Source organism: Sphaerospermopsis reniformis (assembly GCF_005402885.1).
GTDB classification, from domain to species: Bacteria; Cyanobacteriota; Cyanobacteriia; order Cyanobacteriales; family Nostocaceae; genus Sphaerospermopsis; species Sphaerospermopsis kisseleviana.
Genome location: NZ_BJCE01000002.1, coordinates 21,151 through 40,561, shown reverse-complemented (window position 1 = coordinate 40,561; position 19,411 = coordinate 21,151). Strand labels below are relative to the sequence as shown.

Genomic DNA, 19,411 nt, shown 5'->3' with positions numbered 1-19,411 from the left:
CATCAACCTGACTTTTTTAATTTTGCATTTTAAATTGGGATAAAAAAATGAAAACTCTGCCAATCAAAATTTCTGATGAAACCTTGCGGGATGGAGAACAACAAGTTGGTATTTTTTTCTCTCTACCAACCAAACACAAACTTGCTCATCTGATTGCACAAACAGGAGTCAGTGGATTTGCCATCATGCCGAGTGTTTGTGAGCAAGAATCAGAGCTTGCCAAAACATTAATATCAGATGGATTAACTCATCTGATTACTGCTTCTACGATGATGGGAAAAGAGTACATTGATCAGGCAAAAAAATATGGAGTTAAGCGGATCATTCTCTTCCATGCTGTTTCTGATCGCTTGCTGTTTTTACGCAATCCCCATGTGCGTTTGATGAGCGAATACCAAGACAAAACCATTGATGACGATATCCCATCTCACATCATCAATAAAATTCGTCAAGATGCTCTTGATGTGATTGTGGAAAATCTGCGCTATGCCACACAAGTTGCAGGACTAAGAGTAGAATTTGCGGCTGAGGATGCTTCTAGAGCAGATTTCGACTTTTTAGTACAGTGTATCCGTTCATGCGGTCCTTATATTGAACATTTCCTACTGTGTGATACGGTGGGGGTTCTGAGTCCAGAAAAGAGCTATATCTGGATCAATGATTTATTGCAATCCACTACAGGGGTAGAATTAGGGGTACACTACCACAATGACATAGGGTTAGCTTTAGAAAATACTCTCCAGTCCGTGATAGCGGGAGCGACTACAATATCAGGAACATTTTGTGGTATAGGAGAGCGAGCCGGCAATGTTGCTCTAGAGCAAGTATTAAATGGGTTGCGTGTCCGTTTTGGTATTGAAGTGGAGGGTATAAACTATGATGCTGTTGAGGTAGTCACCAATTATATTGAGCAAATGGGGATTCGTCCTGCACACCCCTATTCTCAAACTGCACAAAGTCACCAATCAGGTATTCATGTCAACTCTCTGTTTCGTGATCCCCTGAGCTATGCTATATTTCCCCACAACGATGTAAATATTGTCTTTGGTAAGTGGAGCGGAGTCAGTAATTTTCAATATCTCTTTGAAAAACAACTGCAAAACCCTCAAACCAGACAAAAGTATGAGAAAATGCGTGCCGTCATCAAATCTATGGCGACAGAACAAGAACGCTATTTTACAGCCAGCGAAGTCTTAAAACTCTGGAAGGATGGTATCTTTGAATAGTCTATTTTGTAAATTGACCATTAACACTTACCATTAGACACATCCGAAAAAGAATGTAGAGACGTTTCATGGAACGTCTCTAGAAGGGTTTAAAATCACCCATATTTAATTTATCGGACAGGTCTAATCATTAAAGACTCAGGATAATTTCGACTTCATCCTGATCATTAACATAGGAATGTAATGTTATTTTATTTGTGTTAGTCATAAGCCGGGCTTTTACTAACAAATAAATTATACGTTTATTAGCCCTTTTGTTCTCTGTTATCTGCTCCATAAGACTCAAATAATTTTTTACAGATGCAAGCTACAACTTTTATTAATAAATCCGCCAACGATAATTCTGCTTCAGGTACTAATCAATTTTGGAAAAATTTCCAAGCGGTTGTCGGTCCATATTGGTATCCTACAGATGCAAATGGTAGAGCATTTTCAGAGGTGATTCGCACTTATGGAATGTTGGCTCTTCTAGTATTATTAATTGTTGTTATGGTAGGTGCAACAGTTTTTAACAGCTTTGTTAACCGCTATTTAATAGATGTTATTACACAAGAAAAGGATTTAGAAAAATTTAGTGATTTATTATTGCTTTATGGTTTTGCGCTGGTTTTGGTAACAATTTTAGTAGGAATTTCTAAATTTGTTAGAAAAAAAATAGCTCTTGAATGGTATGAATGGCTGAATAGTCAAATTTTATCAAAATATTTCAATAATCGGGCATATTATAAAATCAATTTTCAGTCCGATGTTACCAATCCAGATCAACAAATATCACAAGAAATTGAGCCTTTAACTAAAGATTTTCTCAGCTTTTCAGCTACATTGCTAGAAAAAGTCCTAGAAATGACAGCTTTTTTAATACTGCTCTGGACGCTCTCTAAATTTGTAGCAGTTGCTTTAGTTTGTTATACAGTAGTTGGTAATTTAATTGCTATTTACTTGGCACAAGAATTAAACAAAATTAAGCAAGAAGAAGTTGAATCAAATGCAGACTATACTTACAGTTTAACTCATGTGCGTAATCATGCAGAATCAATAGCTTTTTTCCAGGGAGAATCACAGGAATTAAACATTGTTAATCGGAGATTTAATAGGATTGTTCAAAGTGTTAAACGCAAGATTGATTGGGAAAGAAGTCAGGATATTTTTAATCGAGGATATCAGGCGGTTATTCAAATATTTCCATTTATAGTATTTGGACCAATGCAAATTAGAGGAGAAATTGATTTTGGAGAAATTTCCCAAGCTGCTTTAGCTTGTAATTTGTTCGCCACAGCAATGGCTGAATTAATCAAAGAATTTGCCACTTCAGGAAAATTTTCTAGTTACATTGACCGTTTATTTGAACTTTCGGAAGCTTTAAAATCTGTCACTAAAGAACAGGAAAATGTCAGTATAATTAAGACGAAAGAGGAAAAGCGACTAGCTTTTGAGAATGTTACTTTACAAACTCCCAATTATGAACAGGTAATTGTTGAAGAGTTGTCGCTGAGTGTTCAACCTGGTGAGGGTTTATTAATTGTCGGTCCAAGTGGTAGGGGTAAAAGTTCTTTGTTGAGGGCGATCGCTGGTTTGTGGAACTCAGGGACTGGTCGTGTGATTAGACCACCCCTAGAAGATGTATTATTTTTACCTCAACGTCCTTATATTATTTTAGGAACTTTGCGAGAACAGTTACTCTATCCCCATACAACACGGGGAATGAGCGATCGCGCACTGGAAGCAATTTTAAAACAAGTTAATTTGCAAAACTTATTAAGTCGAATAGATAATTTTGATACAGAACTTCCTTGGGAAAATATCCTTTCTTTGGGAGAACAACAACGTTTAGCATTTGCACGTTTATTAGTTACTCGTCCTAGCTTTACTATTTTAGATGAAGCTACAAGTGCTTTAGATTTGAATAATGAAGGTAATTTATATCAACAATTACAAGAAACAAACACAACCTATATCAGTGTAGGACATCGAGAAAGTCTATTTAGTTATCATCAATGGGTTTTAGAACTTTCACAAGATTCTAGTTGGCGACTGCTATCTGTTGAGGATTATAGACAGCAAAAAGCACAAGAACTTACTACTGATAATTATGCTGAAAATTCTGGTATCACCATAGAAGTTGTACCCAATAGTAAACCCGCAACTCAACCAGAAATATTAACAGATGCTTCTGAAAATTCAGAAATTACCATAGATTTTGTATCTGATGATGAACCTGAAAATCAATCAGAAATATTAACAGATGCTTATGAAAATACAGAAATTCTCATAGATTTTGTATCTGATGATGAACCGATAAATCAATCAGAAATATTAACAGATGCTTATGAAAATACAGAAATTCTCATAGATTCTGTATCTGATGATGAACCGATAAATCAATCAGAAATATTAACAGATGCTTATGAAAATACAGAAATTCTCATAGATTCTGTATCTGATGATGAACCGATAAATCAATCAGAAAGATCAACAGCAGATACAGGTGAAATTGTAGGGCTTTCTCATCGAGAAATGCAGGAACTAACTGACTATTCACTGGGTACTGTCAGAAGCAAGGCCAGCAAAGGTCAAACCATTACTACGAAGGATGGTTCTACCTACCGCTATAATAAAGACTCAAAAGTTTTGAAATGGGTAAGAGTTGAACGGCTTGAAAATTAAGTAAATCAACATTAAAAAACTTAATATCCAGATCCCCTACTTCTTGAAGAAGTTGGGGATAGACCAGATTTAGATTTTACGTTGCTTTACTAATAACGACATTTACTTAAATATCTTAAATATCTTAAATGTCCTTGCTTTAACACTCATTTACTGATATATCTTTCTTTGATAGCTAACATAAAGTTCCTCTGAGGAAAACAGGAATATATTATGACAACAGCAACATTAACGAATATTGAAGCCTTGCCATTTTTCGCTCGCTTCTTGGCCGCAGAAGAAGAACCACCAGAAACACCAACACCACAACCAGAAGAACAGCCATTACCTCCTCCAATATTTACTTTCAAGTGGCCTTCTGATTGCGAAGATTGCTAAATATAGTGAATCTGAAATTGCAGAAATAGCAGCATCAAAAAATTGAAAACTTCTGTTTGTTTCTGAATAAATAGCCAGATATCAAAAATATTTAAGCGATCGCTGCTGGTTGAATATCCCCGAATTCTACCCGTTGGACAGCTACCATACAGGTGTCTACAAGAAATCGGGGATTTATAGCAGGTGACAGGTGACAGGTGACAGGTGACAGTAGAGATGGGGAGATGGGAAGATGGGGAGAAATATTTACCTTCTACCTCTTACAGCAGTTTCGAGGTAAATGAGGTACAAGGTTAACAGGCAGGATGCCTGTTCCACAAGGGTTTTATGATTTGAGTTTGTACCTCACTGGTATGAAATATGCTGTAAATCCTGACTCCTAAGCCCTAATGGAAAGAATTTTTTAGCAAACCATAGTTAATCAAACTTCAATTCAAAAAGTTTTTATGCACCTGTCTCGTGACATTGTTTTATTAATTACTCACAGTGGTGATTTTTTCACAATAGATAGAGTGGCTGAAGCATTGTTAAAAAAAGGGGTGCAACCATTTCGTTTAGATACTGATAGGTTTCCTCTAGAAGTACAATTAACAGCACATTTTGATAACAACAAAATCTATCACACTATAGAATATGGCGGCTATTCTATCAGTACAGAACAAGTACAAGCGGTGTGGTTGCGGCGAATATGGAAACCAAAACTAAGTGCAGACTTAGCTCCTAAGTTTCGAGAAGCTTGTATAAGAGAATCACAAGCCACCTTAAATGGTTTCTGGGATAGTTTGCGGAAAGCGCATTGGGTAGATAATTTAGAATGTATAAATGCTGCCAATGATAAGTTGCACCAACTGCGGGTTGCTACTGAGGTAGGTTTTGTCATTCCTCAGACTCTCGTTACTAACAAAGCTGAAGCTGCAAGAGAGTTTTTCCATCAAGTCAAAGGTAAGATGGTGAGTAAGTTATTAACTCCTTTATCCCAGACTATGGAATCTACTTCTTTCTTTCTTTATACCAGCGTGGTTAAAGAGTCAGACTTAGAAAATGCGGAGTCACTGCGTTACTGTCCGATGGTGTTTCAAGAGCAAATTCCTAAACAGTGGGAATTGCGGGTGGTGTATGTCAATGGTAAAGTATTTGTTGGTGCGTTAGATGCCAGTGTTTATGACACATCTAAAGTAGATTGGCGTAAACCTGGTGTTGATGTTGGTGTATGGCAACACTATGATCTTCCTGAACAAGTGCTGCGTCATTTGCAAATCTTTATGGATAAATTGGGGCTGTTGTTTGGAGCGTTAGATTTGATTGTTACACCATCAGGAGAATATATATTTTTAGAGATTAATCCTATAGGTGAATGGGGAATGCTAGAAAAAGATTTGGATTTGCCTATTGCTAAGGCGATCGCTGATACTCTAGTTTTATAATTACTAACAACTCAATAGTTCTCTAGTTGAGGCTGGTAATTGGTAATTGGTAATAGGTGATGAAATCCCTGTTTTCATCGTGTTCATCCTTTAATCCTGGACATCCTGATTCAGACAGTTAGCCTAACTAGCAACTCATACCAAGTTTAATTAAAAACATATATTTTATTTATGACAATTTTAATAGTCACATATAGCAACGACAATGAAAGTATTCCTTTAGTGATCAAAGCAATTGAAGATCAAGGAGAAACAGCATTTCGGTTTGATACTGACAGATATCCTACAGAAATCAAATTAGATATTTATCAAGGTGATATAGAACGGGTAATGATCACTGATGGGGAAAAGCAACTGGATGTAAGTGAAGTTTCTGCAGTTTGGTATCGCAGGATGCGCTATGGGGCAAAAATCCCTAACGCGATGGACAAGCAATATAGAGAAGCATCAATTAACGAATCTCGCGCTACTGTTCGAGCTATGATTGCTAGTCTTCCTGGCTTTCATTTTGATTTGATGTTCAATGTAGAAAGAACTCATCATAAACAACTACAGCTACAAATAGCACGAAAAATAGGACTGCTTACCCCACGCACTCTGACGACTAACAACCCAGAAGCAGTTAAACAATTTGCCGCTGAATGTCATCAACAAGGTATAGTAACAAAAATGCTTTCTTCCTTTGCAATTTTTGGCGAACAGGGAGAACAGTTTTTTGTGTTTACAAGTCCAGTTAAAGATGAGGATTTAGAAAATCTGGAAGGACTGCGTTTTTGTCCGATGACGTTTCAAGAAAACGTACCCAAGGCGCTAGAGTTGCGGATAACTATTGTGGGACAGCGCGTATTTACAGCAGCAGTAAATTCTCAAAGTTGTGCAGGAGCTACCTATGATTGGCGTAAACAAGGGAGAGCATTAAAAGACGCTTGGCAAGCTTATGATTTACCGCCAGATATTGAGAAAAAACTACTGCAATTGATGGCTGAATTTGGTTTAAACTATGGAGCAATTGATATGATTGTCACACCTGATGGAGATTATGTTTTTCTGGAAATTAATCCAGTTGGGGAATTTTTCTGGTTAGAAATATTTGCACCACATTTTTTAATTTCTCAGGCGATCGCAGAAATTCTTCTAACTGGTAAAAATCAAAGTAATAGATAAGTAATAGATATAAATATCGAAATTATGCAAACTCGTAGCGTTACTGATCAAACACCATTTAATCCTTTTGCCACTGCTATACAACTTTGGCGGGATTTGAAATTAGTCGCTGGTCCTTATTGGTATCCAACAGAGTTAGGAACAAGAGCATTTTCTGAAGTGATTTATTCATGGGGAATGTTTATTCTGTTGCTGATATTAATCACTTCCGTTGTGGGTATCAATAGTCTTAGTAGCTTCTGGAATCGTTACGTTTTTGATATCGTCATTGAAGAGAAAAACCTAGAAAAGTATCTAGGTACATTATGGATATCTGTTCTATTTATCGTTGTCACTGTACTTTTAGTAGCATTTTCTAAATATATTAGAAAGAAAATAGCTATGGATTGGTACAAGTGGTTGAATAATCATATTTTAACTAAATATTTGAGCAATCAAGCCTATTATAAAATCAATTTTAAGTCTAAAATTACTAATCCAGATCAACGCATAGCCCAAGAAATTGAACCTATTACCATCAATGCGTTGAGATTTTCCACTACTTTTATAGAAAAATTCATGGATATGATTGCTGCTGTAATCATTCTTTGGACTATTTCTTCACAAGTGGCAATTTATCTCATCGTTTATACAATTGTCGGTAATATATTGGCGATTTTTTTAAGTCAAGAATTAGCGAAAATTAATCGAGAAGAACTAGCATTTAAAGCCGATTTTAATTATTGTCTAACTCATGTGAGAAATCATGCGGAATCAATTGCTTTTTTCCAAGGAGAAACCGAAGAATTAAATATTATTAAACGTAGATTTGAGAATGTGCTGAAAAATTCAGAACGGAGGCTAAATTGGGAAAGAGGGCAAGATATTTTTAACAGTGCTTATCAGTCAGCAATTAGTTTATTTTCTATGTTTACGCTGACACCTTTATTTATTCAAGATCAGATTAATTATGGAGAAATTAGCCAAGCTACATTTTGTAGTTTTATGTTTTCCAATGCTTTAGGTGTATTAATAGCTGAATTTGGTAACTCAGGCAGATTTTCTAGTTATGTCCAAAGGTTAGCGGAATTTTCAGATGCGTTAGCATCGGTAAGCAAAAAACCTGAGAATTTGGGTACTTTTGGTACTATTAAAGTCCTAGAAGAACCCCGTTTAGGGTTTGAGGATTTTACTTTAAAAACACCCAATTATGAACAAGTGATAGTTGAAGATTTATCATTATCTGTTCCCCCAGGAGAAGGGTTATTAATAGTTGGTGCTAGTGGTAGGGGTAAAAGTTCTTTGTTGAGAGCGATCGCAGGTTTATGGAATGCAGGAAGTGGTAGGTTAGTTAGACCTGCATTAAAGGAAATGTTATTTCTTCCCCAACGTCCTTATATAATTTTAGGAACTCTACGTCAACAACTACTTTATCCGCATCCAGATCGGGAAATGAGCGATCGCCAACTAGAAGAAATTCTGCATCAAGTGAATTTACAAAACCTGCTCACCCGCGTCAAGAGTTTTGATACAGAAGTGGCTTGGGAGAATATTTTATCATTAGGAGAACAGCAACGTTTAGCTTTTGCTAGATTATTAATTTCTTTGCCTAGCTTTACTATTTTAGATGAAGCGACCAGTGCTTTAGATTTAAAAAACGAAGAAAATTTATATTCTCAATTACAAGCTACAAACACAACTTTTATTAGTGTGGGACATCGAGAAAGTTTATTTGCTTATCATCAATGGGTACTAGAACTTACAGAAAATAATCATTGGCAACTCTTACCAATTGCAGATTATAAGCGCCAAAAATCAATTTCTCTAACTACTTCATCAAGATAAGCTGTTGTGCATTTAATTTGTATAAGTAAGTGGAACAGGCATCTTGCCCGCTAAATGTCTAATTTATCTCTTTGGAAACTGCTGTAAATTTGGAAAATAACTGAAAATAAAACTTATGCTCACCCAAAAGCCAAAACAATTTATTAATTATAAAAGCATCAAAATTTATGAAAGAACCTATCAATTACCAGTTCTAAAAAATCCTGCTGTAAAAACACTACAAAAGAAAATTCGTGACCGTCAAAAATTAATTAAAGAAGGTGTTCGTTATCATTATATTGCTGGAATAATTAAACGTAAAACAGCAATTACTCAAGGGGAAATTTTAGCAGAAATTCAATTATTTATCATAGATTATAATCAGATTATTGATTTTCTGGAAAATTATCAGGAAAGTTATCAGGGTTTTTTGTTAACGTTGATGGATAATTTAAAGAAATTATTTCAAGCAAAATATTTAGAAATCAGAAATCTCGAAGATGCCCGAAGTAAATTAGAACTAAAAAATCAACAAAATCCGCGGATCTTAAATGAACTCAGATGGGAGAAAAAAGAAAATTTTAAAGCTGTTATCATCTTGAGTAATGCTTATTTATTAACTTTAGAGAAAATTAAATTAATTAGTGAAGGTATTAGTAAACTGGCAGAAGACACTAAGAATCAAAGAAAAATTGTACAACAAATAGTTAAAGATTTAGCAGTATATCAAGAAATCTACGAGTATCAACAAAAAGCTTATAAAATTCGTCAAGAAATAGCTAAACTTGCCCATAATGCCATTAATTTTGAAGATTCTATTCAAGATTATTTTAGTCCTTTTCAATCTTTAATAGATGAAGTGATGAAAGTAGATGAATATTTTTATGCAACTGTGGGAGATATTAAAAATCTAGGGGAAAATATTTTAAATTATCAGTCCAATTTATTTACAACCGAAGACAATGAAGCCTTTTCTCAAACTTTTCTTGATTTTATGGTAAAAAGTTATGAGAAAAATTCTCGATTAAAAGATGTTTTAATTCAATCTCAATTATTAAATTGGCAAAGCCCAAATTTTGATACCAGTGAAAATGGCTTATTCTTGGGTCAAGGTATTGATTTAATCTCAAATTATATATCTCAACAAATATCTCAACAAATCCAAACTCTAGACAAAGCAGAAGTAAATCTTGTCTCTACATCATCTCTAGTTACGACTCAAAAGACAGAATTAATGGAAGTAGCTAATAATCAGATTAGTTCCCAACCAGAATTTTTGATAAATCAAAATATTGACTATACAAAATTGCGGGATCTGCTGGCAGAAAATAAATGGCAAGAAGCAGATATTGAAACTGCTAAATTAATGCTTAAAGTTATGCAAAAAAATTACTGGAATGAAGTTTATCAAGAAGATATTGAGAACTTTCCTTGTCAAGACCTGCATATTATTGACCGACTTTGGGAACAATACAGTTATGGTTATTTTGGGTTTAAAATTCAACAAACAATCTGGAGTGAAATGGGTGGTCAAATAGACTATGAAACAGAAAAGAAATTAGGCGATCGCCTGGGTTGGCGCAAAGATGGAAAATGGTTAGATTATGAAGATTTAACTTTTCAATTATCTCCAATGACACCGATGGGACACCTACCAGCTAAATGGTTACACTATGAACCAAACAACCTCAAATTATCCTCATCATCATCTACAGAAAACCAGTCAATGGCAGCTTGGCGGGTAAAATCTTGGTTAATTTGGCAGATGCACTTATTCTTTTCTCGTGTCAAAATTTGTTAAAGAAAAACAAGGTTAGATTATTCCTAAATCAATAATTCCTCATGAACTAGACTGGTAACTGTTAATATTATTTACCAATATATTATCAATCTTGTGGGGTGGGCATCCTGCCCGCCCTTGTGTACTTCACTCACATAAAATAAACTATAATTTATATAGGATATAGGATAAATAGGATTGTTGCAGGATTTTTTATGACTACATATTCAACATTAAAACAATTAAAATCAGAATTGATCACACCAGAAAACTTTCAACCCTATGGACAAGTAATATTTGCCAGCAAAGATGGGAAATCTTTTGATTCAGAAGACGCACAATTAAATTTACAAAACGGTATTCCTCGTTTTTATATTATGCGTTTGCACAATAAAGGAACAAAGTTTCATAAAATTACCCGTCATACCCAATGTACTCAATGTTTAGGTTCTTTAGAAGGAAAAAATTGGTTTATGGCAGTTTGTCCACCTAAAAACGACATTAACAAACCTGTATTAGAAAAACTTGCTGCTTTTCGTATTCCTGGAAATTGTTTTATTAAATTAGAAGTTGGAACTTGGCACGCAGGACCATATTTTGATCATGATTTTGTAGACTTTTATAATTTAGAGTTAAGTGATACAAATGTGGTAGATCATTTCACTCATGATTTTCTCAAAAGTCATCAGTTAGAATTTGAAATGGTTTCAACAATGGACAATTAACAATGGATAATTGACAATTTTCTCAGTAGAAAAATTTTTCTCTTGTCTTCTTAAATTGTCAATTATCAATTATCAATTACCGTCTAAGTTCCCAACATTTGTAAATTATGCAAAGTTGAATAAAGTCCACCTTGTGCTATTAATTGTTCGTGACTTCCTTGTTCAATTAATTCTCCCCGCTTCAATACAAAAATTCGGTCTACATTCCTAATAGTTGACAAACGGTGAGCAATAATAATTGCCGTGCGTTTGATTAAAAGTTGATTTAATGCTTGTTGAATTAACGCTTCTGTTCCCACATCTAAATTAGCTGTAGCTTCATCTAATACCAAAATTTGCGGGTTACGAATAGCAGCCCGCGCAAAGGCTAAAAGCTGTTTTTCTCCACTAGAAATATTTGTTCCTCTTTCTCTTAATTGGGTATCATATCCTTGAGGTAATTGCTGAATAAAATCAGCAACATTCGTTTTTTGTGCTGCTTGTTCAATTTCTTCCAAGGTGTAACTATCCCCTAAAGTAATATTACTTTTCACATCACCAGCAAACAAAAAAGCCTCTTGCAAAATTACCGCCATATAACGCCGCAGTTCTGCTTGTGGTATTTCCCGAATATCAATACCATCAATCAAAATACGTCCTTTTGTTGGTTCATAAAGCCGACATAACAGCCTGATAATTGAACTTTTACCCGCCCCAGTAGGTCCGACTAAAGCTATTTTTTCCCCTGGATGAATGATAAAGTCTAGATTTTTAATGACATAATCATCATCTTTGTAAGCAAACCAGACGTTTTCAAATCTAATTTCTCCTAATTCTGGTGCAGTGTTAAAATTCTGTGCTTCTAAATCTCTAATTATCTCATCTATATAACCAAATTGATTATCTAAAATTGATAACCGAGGGTTACTTTTATCTTTGATTTCTACTGGTTCATCTAAAATACCAATAACTCTTTCAATAGCAGTAAAACCAGCTTGAATAGTTGTAAATTTCTCAGCAAAGTTTTGCAGAGGAAAAAATAATTTTTGCCCATATAAAACAAATGCAGATAAAATACCAAAGCTGAGATTATCCCTTAAAATTAGTAAACTGCCTACCCACAATACACCAGCAATAGCAATTAAACTAACCCATTCTAAAGTAGAGGAAACAGCAGAATCATACCAAATGCTAGTATCAACTTCTGCAACATATTTTTTATTAGTCTCTCTAAATAATTCTGCGTTAAATTTTTCTCGGCGAAATAACTGTACTACATTTACACCAACAATATTTTCTTGTAGTTGTGAATTGAGTTTTGATAGTTCTTCTCTAGTTTTATAGTTGGCTTGACGATATTGTTTTTGAAAGTAAATAATTAAGCAGGAAATTGGTAGCAATATAAGTAGTAATAGAATCGCTAGTTGCCATTGGATAGAAAACATAAAACCAATAATTAGCAACATAGAAAATAAATCAGCAAAAATTCCGACAGCACCAGTAGCAAAGACATCTCCTAAACTTTCAACATCGCTGGTTAGTCTAGTAATTAGTTTACCTACAGGTGTGCGATCAAAATATTTAACTGCTAATGATGTCACATGATGAAATAAGTCTTTACGAATTTCTGCTGTTATTTTCTGTCCTAATTTCTGTACTAAATAACCCTGATATCCTGTAAGCAATAACTTGATAATAATTGTTATCAAGAATAATCCTTGAATGATAGTTAAACCTTCATATAAAGAACGATTTTTGATAAATTCATAAACACTGGGTTCTTGACGAATTAAAGATATTGCTTGTCCAATTAATAACGGTTGAACAGAGTTAGCAATACCAAGAGGTATGAGCAAAAACATTGATACTACTAATAAACCCACGCTACGGCGAGCATAGGGTAATAAACGCAAAAATAACCGCCAGTCATTTTGATTTTGGCGGGATTTTTCTGGAGATTTCTTTTTATTTGGATAGATGCTCATGTTATCAATTATCAGCTATCAATTATCAGTTATCAGTTATCAGTGATAACTGACAACTGACATTATCTCATGGTAACAAACTCTTCCGCTGAACTCGGATGAATACCGACTGTAGCATCAAAGTTAGCTTTGGTTGCACCCATTTTAATGGCGATCGCCACTCCTTGAATAATTTCTGCCGCATTTGTACCTACCATCTGCGCCCCCAATACTTGATCAGTATTTTGATCAACCACTAATTTCATCATGGTTTTTTCTTCTTTACCCGCTAAAGTATAATACATGGGACGGAAACGAGAGCGATAAATTTTCACTGCATCACCATATTTTTCTCGCGCTTCTGCTTCAGTTAAACCCACTGTAGCCGCTTCTGGTGTGGTAAAAATCGCTGTGGGAACGTTTTCATAACTCATGGTGCGAGATTTGCCACCAAATACCGTATCAGCAAAAGCTCTACCTTCATTAATTGCTACGGGTGTTAAGTTAATATTATCCGTACAATCCCCCACTGCATAGATATTTTCTTCGTCTGTACGGCTATATTTATCAACTACAATTGCTCCATTTTTGAGTTGAATTTTGGTATTTTCTAAACCCAAGTTTTGAGTATTTGGTTTCCTTCCTAACGCCGCTAAACTCACCGCATCCACAACCACAGTATCCTCAGACTCGCCATCTTTGCGAACTTTGACTTTGATTCCTTCTGCGTCTTTTTCAAAGCCAATTATTTGAGTGTGATTGAGAATTTTTACCCCGTGGTTTGTCATTCCTTGTTGAATTTCACTTCGCAAATCATCATCAAACCCACGCAAAATCATATCCGCACGAGTGATCTGGGTAACTTCTGTTCCCAGTCCATTCATGATACAAGCAAATTCTGAACCAATATAACCACCACCTAAAATCACCATCCTTTTTGGTTGTGTTTTCAGGTGAAAGATCTCATCAGATGTAATAGCATTTTCAATTCCAGGAATATCCGGTTTTGTTGGCTTTCCACCCACAGCAATTAATATTTTATCTGCTGTAACTGTTCTTTCACCTACTACAATTGTATGGTTATCAATTAATTTTCCATATCCTTGTAAAATCTCAACTTGGGAATTATCCAACATTTTTTGATAAATTCCATTCAGACGATCTACCTCATTATTAACTGCGGTAATCATCTTTTCCCAATCTAGAGAACTTTTAACAGCACTCCAACCATAGCCTACAGCATCAGTAAATAATTCGGGAAAATGAGAAGCATAAACCATGAGTTTTTTAGGCACACAACCACGGTTTACACAAGTTCCACCCAGTCTATCAAACTCGGCAATTCCTACTTTCGCACCATATTCCGCCGCCCTTCTTGCAGTCGCAATACCACCAGAACCAGCACCAATTACAAATAAGTCAAATTCGTAGGTCATAACAATTTTAGATTTTAGATTTGGGATTTTATTGATTAATCATTAGTGATTAGTTATTAGTCATTAGTTATTTTTCCCAATCACCAATTACCAATCACCAATTACCAATCAACTATTTCACACTTTTGAGGTAATTTAACATGGTGTCTGCATCTGACACTTCAAAAGGATCGGTGGGACAATTATCATCAAAACCAGGCTCAATAAACATTTTTTCAATTTTGCAGTTATTAACTACCATTGAGTAGCGCCAAGACCGCATTCCAAAGCCCAAGTTAGCTTTATCTACTAACATTCCCATTTTCCGGGTAAATTCGCCATTGCCATCGGGTAACAAGAAGACATTGTTCGCACCTTGTTGTTTACCCCATTGGAACATCACAAAGGCATCATTTACAGATATACAAATTATTTCATCAACTCCCAAAGCTTTAAATTCGTTATAGAGTGCTTCGTAGCGAGGTAGGTGGGAGGTGGAACAAGTGGGAGTAAACGCACCAGGTAATGAAAATACTACTACACGCTTACCAGCAAACAGTTCTTCAGTGGTGCGATCTTGCCAACGGAAGGGGTTGGGTCCACCAATGGACTCATCACGAACACGGGTTTTAAAGACAACGTTAGGAACGGTTTCGATTACAGCCATGTTGACCTCTTGATGTTTTGATGTGTGAAATTGTGTTTGCTTTTTGTCTCTATCTCAGAATAATTCTGATTTAATAAAAATTCAATAGTTATAAATACTTAATTTTTATAAAAAGTAACATATACTATTAATTCATTAATGTGCTAAACTATAATTAGGGTTAAATCTCTATAAATACGGCAATAGTTATGCAGGAAAAAGCAAACGCAATTATTCAAACCTTAAAATCCAAGGGTTTGCGGGTGACACCTCAGCGCTTTGCGGTCTATGCAAATTTGTTATCTCGCACAGATCACCCAACTGTTGAGCAAATACTGACTGATTTAAATAAAGATTTTCCTGTTTCATCCCAGGCCACTATATATAGTTCTCTACAAGCACTCAGAGAAGTGGGACTGGTGAGGGAAGTATTATTGCAAGAGGGGGTATCTCGTTATGATGCTAATGTTCAACCCCATCATCACTTTTGCTGTCAGTCTTGCGGTGCTATTGAAGATATAGCTTGGGATACATTTCAATGTATTGAGTTAAAAAATCTCCGTCCTGGTTTGCAGGGAAAAACCTACGAGGTTACAGTTCAGGGAGTATGTGATGCTTGCGAGGAAAGTAGCGATCGCTGTTAGTAAAATAGGGTTTGCTGAATAAATGGGAAAACATTACAGTTAAAGAATTTGAGCTATTTTGACTTTCAAACAATGCAAGAGTTTTGAGGGTAAAAATTAAAAAATCTTGCACAACAGCTTAAAAATTAAAACTTACCCACTGTCTAAAACTGTCACCTGTCAACTATCCTCACGACATGATATGACAATCACCTCTCCCTGAAAGGAAGAGGATTGAAAAAGCAGAATTTTGGGTTTTTACACCTTTCAAGGGGAGGTTTTAAACCTTGAATAAAACAATTGTCAATTGTCAATTATCAATTATCAATTATTAACTCTTAGCTGTTCCACCACTTTGTGTAAATTACCCATATTCAAACGATAGCTCAAAGGATGAACAATTAACCTCGCCGTACTTTCATACAAAGTCGCAATTTCCACTAAACCATTTTCCCGCAAAGTTCGTCCTGTAGAAACTATATCGACAATAGCTTCAGACATACCCGTAATCGGTCCTAATTCCACCGAACCATACAAAGGAACTATTTCAATCGGTAAATCTAAACTTTGAAAATACTCCCGCGCACAATTAACATATTTAGAAGCAACTCGACCATGAGCAGGTAAGTCTAAAGGAGATTTGTAAGAACTAGAAGCTTTTACCGCCACAGACATCCGACAATAACCAAATTGCAAATCAACTAATTGTCCAACCTGCGGTTTTTTCTCTCGTAGCACATCATAACCCACAATACCCAATTGCGCCTGACCATATTCCACATAAACAGGTACATCTTGCGCTCGTACTAACAGACCTTTAGCTTGTCCACTAGCATCAGGAATTTGTAGTTGGCGGTTTCCAGCATCTAAAAAACCACTAAAGTCCAATCCCGCAGATTGCAGCAAGCGGATGCTATTTTTAAGTAATTCCCCTTTTGGTAGTGCGACAGTCAGCATTATTTTTTTGATATCTTTGTCTTTGCGGTTTATTATCTCACCACAAGCAACATGAGAATTTTATTAGTTGATGATGAAATCGAACTCACAGATCCCTTGAGTCGTGTCTTAACTCGTGAAGGTTATACTGTGGATGCTGCTTATGAAGGAATAAGCGGCAGACAACTGGCACAAACTAAAACCTATGACTTATTAATTTTAGATTGGATGTTGCCAGGAAAAACAGGCTTAGAAATTTGTCAAGAATTACGCACTCAAGGTAAAACTACCCCTGTACTATTTCTCACCGCTAAAGATACCTTAGATGATCGGGTGCAAGGTTTAGATGCAGGTGCAGATGATTATTTAGTTAAACCTTTTGAACTGCGGGAGTTACTAGCAAGAGTCCGTGCTTTGTTACGTCGTTCTAGTTTTGATGCTTACAGTACCACAGTCGGACGCTTAGTAGTAGCTGATTTAGAACTGGATGTAGAAAATCAGATAGCCTATCGTCAAGGGAGAATAATTGAGCTATCGCAAAAAGAAAGCCATCTACTCAAATATTTTATGGAAAATGCAGGACAGTTACTTACACACAGCCAAATTATGCAACATTTGTGGACCGATGACGAACAACCAGAAAGTAATGTCATTGCTGCCTTAATTCGCCTGTTACGTCGTAAGATTGAGATAGGTGGAGAATCTGCACTAATTCACACCGTTTACGGTAAAGGGTATCGTTTCGGATCTACGGTGATCGAATAATACAAAACTTAACCATAATTTTTCTTGTAAGAATTACTGATTTGGTATATTTTTCTATATAAAAATAAATAGTTTGGATAAATTAATGTACAAACTTATCTTTATAACCAAGAATTAATTGCTAATAAACGAGTGCTAATAGTTGACGATAATATCATCAATCGCCAAGCCTTGATGTTACAATGTCAGTCTCTGGGTATGATAACTGCTAATGCTATGCAAGGAGATCGGGAAAAATGCCTGGCAGCGGGGATGAATGACTACACTACAAAACCAATTAGAATTGATGATTTAACAAACGCTTTACGTAATTGTCAAAAACAAGGTGTGAGTAATATTGAAATTGTTGAAAATATGCCTAATAATATACTTGATGCTTCGGCTTTAAAAGAACTGAAAGACATTATTTGCAATAATGACGCAGAACAATTTATAGAAATAATACAATGTTATTTGGAGGATACGCCTCAGCGTTTGCAGTCGATTCAGGATGCTATTACTCAAGGAGACGCAAAAACACTACAATTAGAAGCTCATGCTCTCAAATCTAGTAGTGCTATTGTCGGTGCTAAGACTTTATCTGAATTTTGTAAAGATTTAGAAGATTCTGGTCGTAATAAAAACTTAGCAGAAGCCCCATCAAAATTATCCAAAGCAATGACAGAATATCAAAGAGTTGAAGCAGCTTTACAGCTAGAATGTAAGTAATAGGCAAGAGGCAAAAGGCAGGATCGAAGACGTTTTGAAGGTACTTGACTTTTCTGTATGTACTTTGTTTCTAGTCATTATACTTCATTTAATTGATTGAATTTATTGAATTATTCTTATGCTTTCACTGTCCCCCACTCTTCAAGCTCGACTTTCCCAACCTTTAAAAATCGGCTCATTTGAAGTCAAAAGCCGGGTGTTACAATCACCATTATCCGGGGTGACAGATTTGGTATTTCGGCGTTTAGTGCGGCGTTATGCACCAGATTCAATGATGTATACGGAAATGGTAAACGCCACGGGGTTGCATTATGTCAAACAACTACCAAAAATTATGGAGGTAGACCCCAACGAACGCCCTATTAGTATTCAGTTATTTGATTGTCGTCCTGATTTTTTAGCCGAAGCAGCAGTTAAAGCAGTAGCAGAAGGTGCGGATACTGTTGATATTAATATGGGTTGTCCAGTTAATAAAATCACTAAAAATGGTGGTGGTTCTTCCTTATTAAGACAACCGGAAGTAGCTGAAGCTATTGTGCGGGAAGTTGTGAAAGCTGTTGATGTTCCCGTAACCGTGAAAACCCGCATTGGTTGGAATGATAAAGAAATTACCATTCTTGACTTTGCTAAAAGAATGGAAGATGCGGGTGCAAAAATGATTACCGTGCATGGTAGAACCCGCGCTCAAGGTTACAATGGTAACGCTCGTTGGGAATGGATAGCCAAGGTAAAAGAAATCTTATCTATTCCTGTAATTGGAAATGGGGATATTTTCTCAGTTGAAGCGGCGGTAAGATGTTTAGAAGAAACCGGTGCAGATGGGGTGATGTGTTCCCGTGGAACTTTGGGTTATCCGTTTTTAGTCGGTGAAGTTGACCATTTCTTAAAGACTGGGGAATTATTACCAGCGCCCACACCCATAGAACGTTTACAATGTGCCAGAGAACATCTTTATGCTTTATGGGAGTATAAAGGCGATCGCGGAGTTCGTCAAGCCCGTAAACATCTCACCTGGTATGCTAAAGGTTTCACGGGTGCAGCAGACCTGCGCGGACAATTAAGTTTAGTAGAAACCGTGCAACAAGGTTTAGATTTAATTGATAAAGCAATAGAAAAAATATCCTCCGGTTATGAACCAGAAGATTGGGGACTGGGGACTGGTGACTGGTGACTGGGAAAAAATTTTAGATTTTAGATTTTAGATTTTAGAT

The 19,411-nt window shown here is 35.8% G+C and carries 16 protein-coding genes; 12 read left to right on the top strand and 4 right to left on the bottom strand.

Translation table 11 applies throughout. The annotated features are described in order from the left end of the window. Positions 1 to 47 precede the first annotated feature (47 nt). From FFR48_RS00700 to FFR48_RS00665, 8 genes are all read left to right on the top strand, one after another. Complete coding sequence (locus FFR48_RS00700; RefSeq protein ID WP_137666030.1) at positions 48 to 1,226, top strand: hydroxymethylglutaryl-CoA lyase-like TIM-barrel protein; 1,179 nt, start codon at positions 48 to 50, stop codon at positions 1,224 to 1,226. Positions 1,227 to 1,526: 300 nt separating this feature from the next. Then, complete coding sequence (locus FFR48_RS00695) at positions 1,527 to 3,890, top strand: ABC transporter ATP-binding protein/permease (protein WP_137666029.1); 2,364 nt, start codon at positions 1,527 to 1,529, stop codon at positions 3,888 to 3,890. Positions 3,891 to 4,103: 213 nt separating this feature from the next. Next, positions 4,104 to 4,268 (top strand): microviridin/marinostatin family tricyclic proteinase inhibitor, encoded by a 165-nt coding sequence (locus FFR48_RS00690; protein WP_096571775.1) that lies wholly within the window; start codon positions 4,104 to 4,106, stop codon positions 4,266 to 4,268. Between the two features lie 446 nt (positions 4,269 to 4,714). Next, positions 4,715 to 5,692 (top strand): MvdC family ATP-grasp ribosomal peptide maturase, encoded by a 978-nt coding sequence (locus tag FFR48_RS00685; protein ID WP_137666028.1) that lies wholly within the window; start codon positions 4,715 to 4,717, stop codon positions 5,690 to 5,692. A 171-nt stretch (positions 5,693 to 5,863) separates the two neighbouring features. Next, complete coding sequence (locus tag FFR48_RS00680; protein ID WP_137666027.1) at positions 5,864 to 6,856, top strand: MvdD family ATP-grasp ribosomal peptide maturase; 993 nt, start codon at positions 5,864 to 5,866, stop codon at positions 6,854 to 6,856. Between the two features lie 24 nt (positions 6,857 to 6,880). Beyond that, positions 6,881 to 8,680: an ABC transporter ATP-binding protein/permease gene (locus FFR48_RS00675; RefSeq protein WP_137666026.1), complete on the top strand. Its 1,800-nt coding sequence runs from the start codon at positions 6,881 to 6,883 to the stop codon at positions 8,678 to 8,680. Positions 8,681 to 8,795: 115 nt separating this feature from the next. Continuing rightward, complete coding sequence (locus FFR48_RS00670; protein ID WP_137666025.1) at positions 8,796 to 10,460, top strand: GUN4 domain-containing protein; 1,665 nt, start codon at positions 8,796 to 8,798, stop codon at positions 10,458 to 10,460. Positions 10,461 to 10,654: 194 nt separating this feature from the next. Beyond that, positions 10,655 to 11,164 carry an ureidoglycolate lyase gene (locus FFR48_RS00665; RefSeq protein ID WP_137666024.1) on the top strand — a complete coding sequence of 170 codons (510 nt, stop codon included), beginning with the start codon at positions 10,655 to 10,657 and terminating at the stop codon, positions 11,162 to 11,164. Between the two features lie 83 nt (positions 11,165 to 11,247). Here FFR48_RS00665 and FFR48_RS00660 read toward each other — a convergent pair whose 3' ends face one another. From FFR48_RS00660 to FFR48_RS00650, 3 genes are all read right to left on the bottom strand, one after another. Beyond that, positions 11,248 to 13,128 carry an ABC transporter ATP-binding protein gene (locus FFR48_RS00660; protein WP_137666023.1) on the bottom strand — a complete coding sequence of 627 codons (1,881 nt, stop codon included), beginning with the start codon at positions 13,126 to 13,128 and terminating at the stop codon, positions 11,248 to 11,250. A gap of 62 nt (positions 13,129 to 13,190) precedes the next feature. Next, a complete protein-coding gene (gor, locus tag FFR48_RS00655; protein WP_137666022.1) occupies positions 13,191 to 14,543 on the bottom strand; it encodes a glutathione-disulfide reductase in 1,353 nt (450 codons plus the stop codon). A 112-nt stretch (positions 14,544 to 14,655) separates the two neighbouring features. Then, positions 14,656 to 15,189, bottom strand: a complete 534-nt coding sequence (locus FFR48_RS00650) for a peroxiredoxin (RefSeq protein ID WP_096571767.1) — start codon at positions 15,187 to 15,189, stop codon at positions 14,656 to 14,658. Positions 15,190 to 15,377: 188 nt separating this feature from the next. Here FFR48_RS00650 and FFR48_RS00645 point away from each other — a divergent pair, with 188 nt between their 5' ends. Then, positions 15,378 to 15,812, top strand: a complete 435-nt coding sequence (locus FFR48_RS00645) for a Fur family transcriptional regulator (RefSeq protein ID WP_137666021.1) — start codon at positions 15,378 to 15,380, stop codon at positions 15,810 to 15,812. 303 nt (positions 15,813 to 16,115) lie between these two features. Here the strand turns inward: FFR48_RS00645 and hisG are convergent, their stop codons facing one another. Then, on the bottom strand, positions 16,116 to 16,748 hold the full coding sequence (gene hisG, locus FFR48_RS00640) for an ATP phosphoribosyltransferase (RefSeq protein WP_096571765.1): 633 nt from the start codon (positions 16,746 to 16,748) through the stop codon (positions 16,116 to 16,118). A 51-nt stretch (positions 16,749 to 16,799) separates the two neighbouring features. On the opposite strand from hisG, the gene rppA reads away from it, so the two are divergent. From rppA to dusB, 3 genes are all read left to right on the top strand, one after another. Then, entirely contained in the window at positions 16,800 to 17,492 is a 693-nt protein-coding gene (gene rppA / locus FFR48_RS00635; protein WP_096572838.1) for a two-component system response regulator RppA, read from the top strand. 132 nt (positions 17,493 to 17,624) lie between these two features. Further along, positions 17,625 to 18,200 carry an Hpt domain-containing protein gene (locus FFR48_RS00630; RefSeq protein WP_137666020.1) on the top strand — a complete coding sequence of 192 codons (576 nt, stop codon included), beginning with the start codon at positions 17,625 to 17,627 and terminating at the stop codon, positions 18,198 to 18,200. Positions 18,201 to 18,318: 118 nt separating this feature from the next. Then, complete coding sequence (dusB, locus tag FFR48_RS00625) at positions 18,319 to 19,371, top strand: tRNA dihydrouridine synthase DusB (RefSeq protein WP_137666019.1); 1,053 nt, start codon at positions 18,319 to 18,321, stop codon at positions 19,369 to 19,371. Positions 19,372 to 19,411 lie beyond the last annotated feature (40 nt).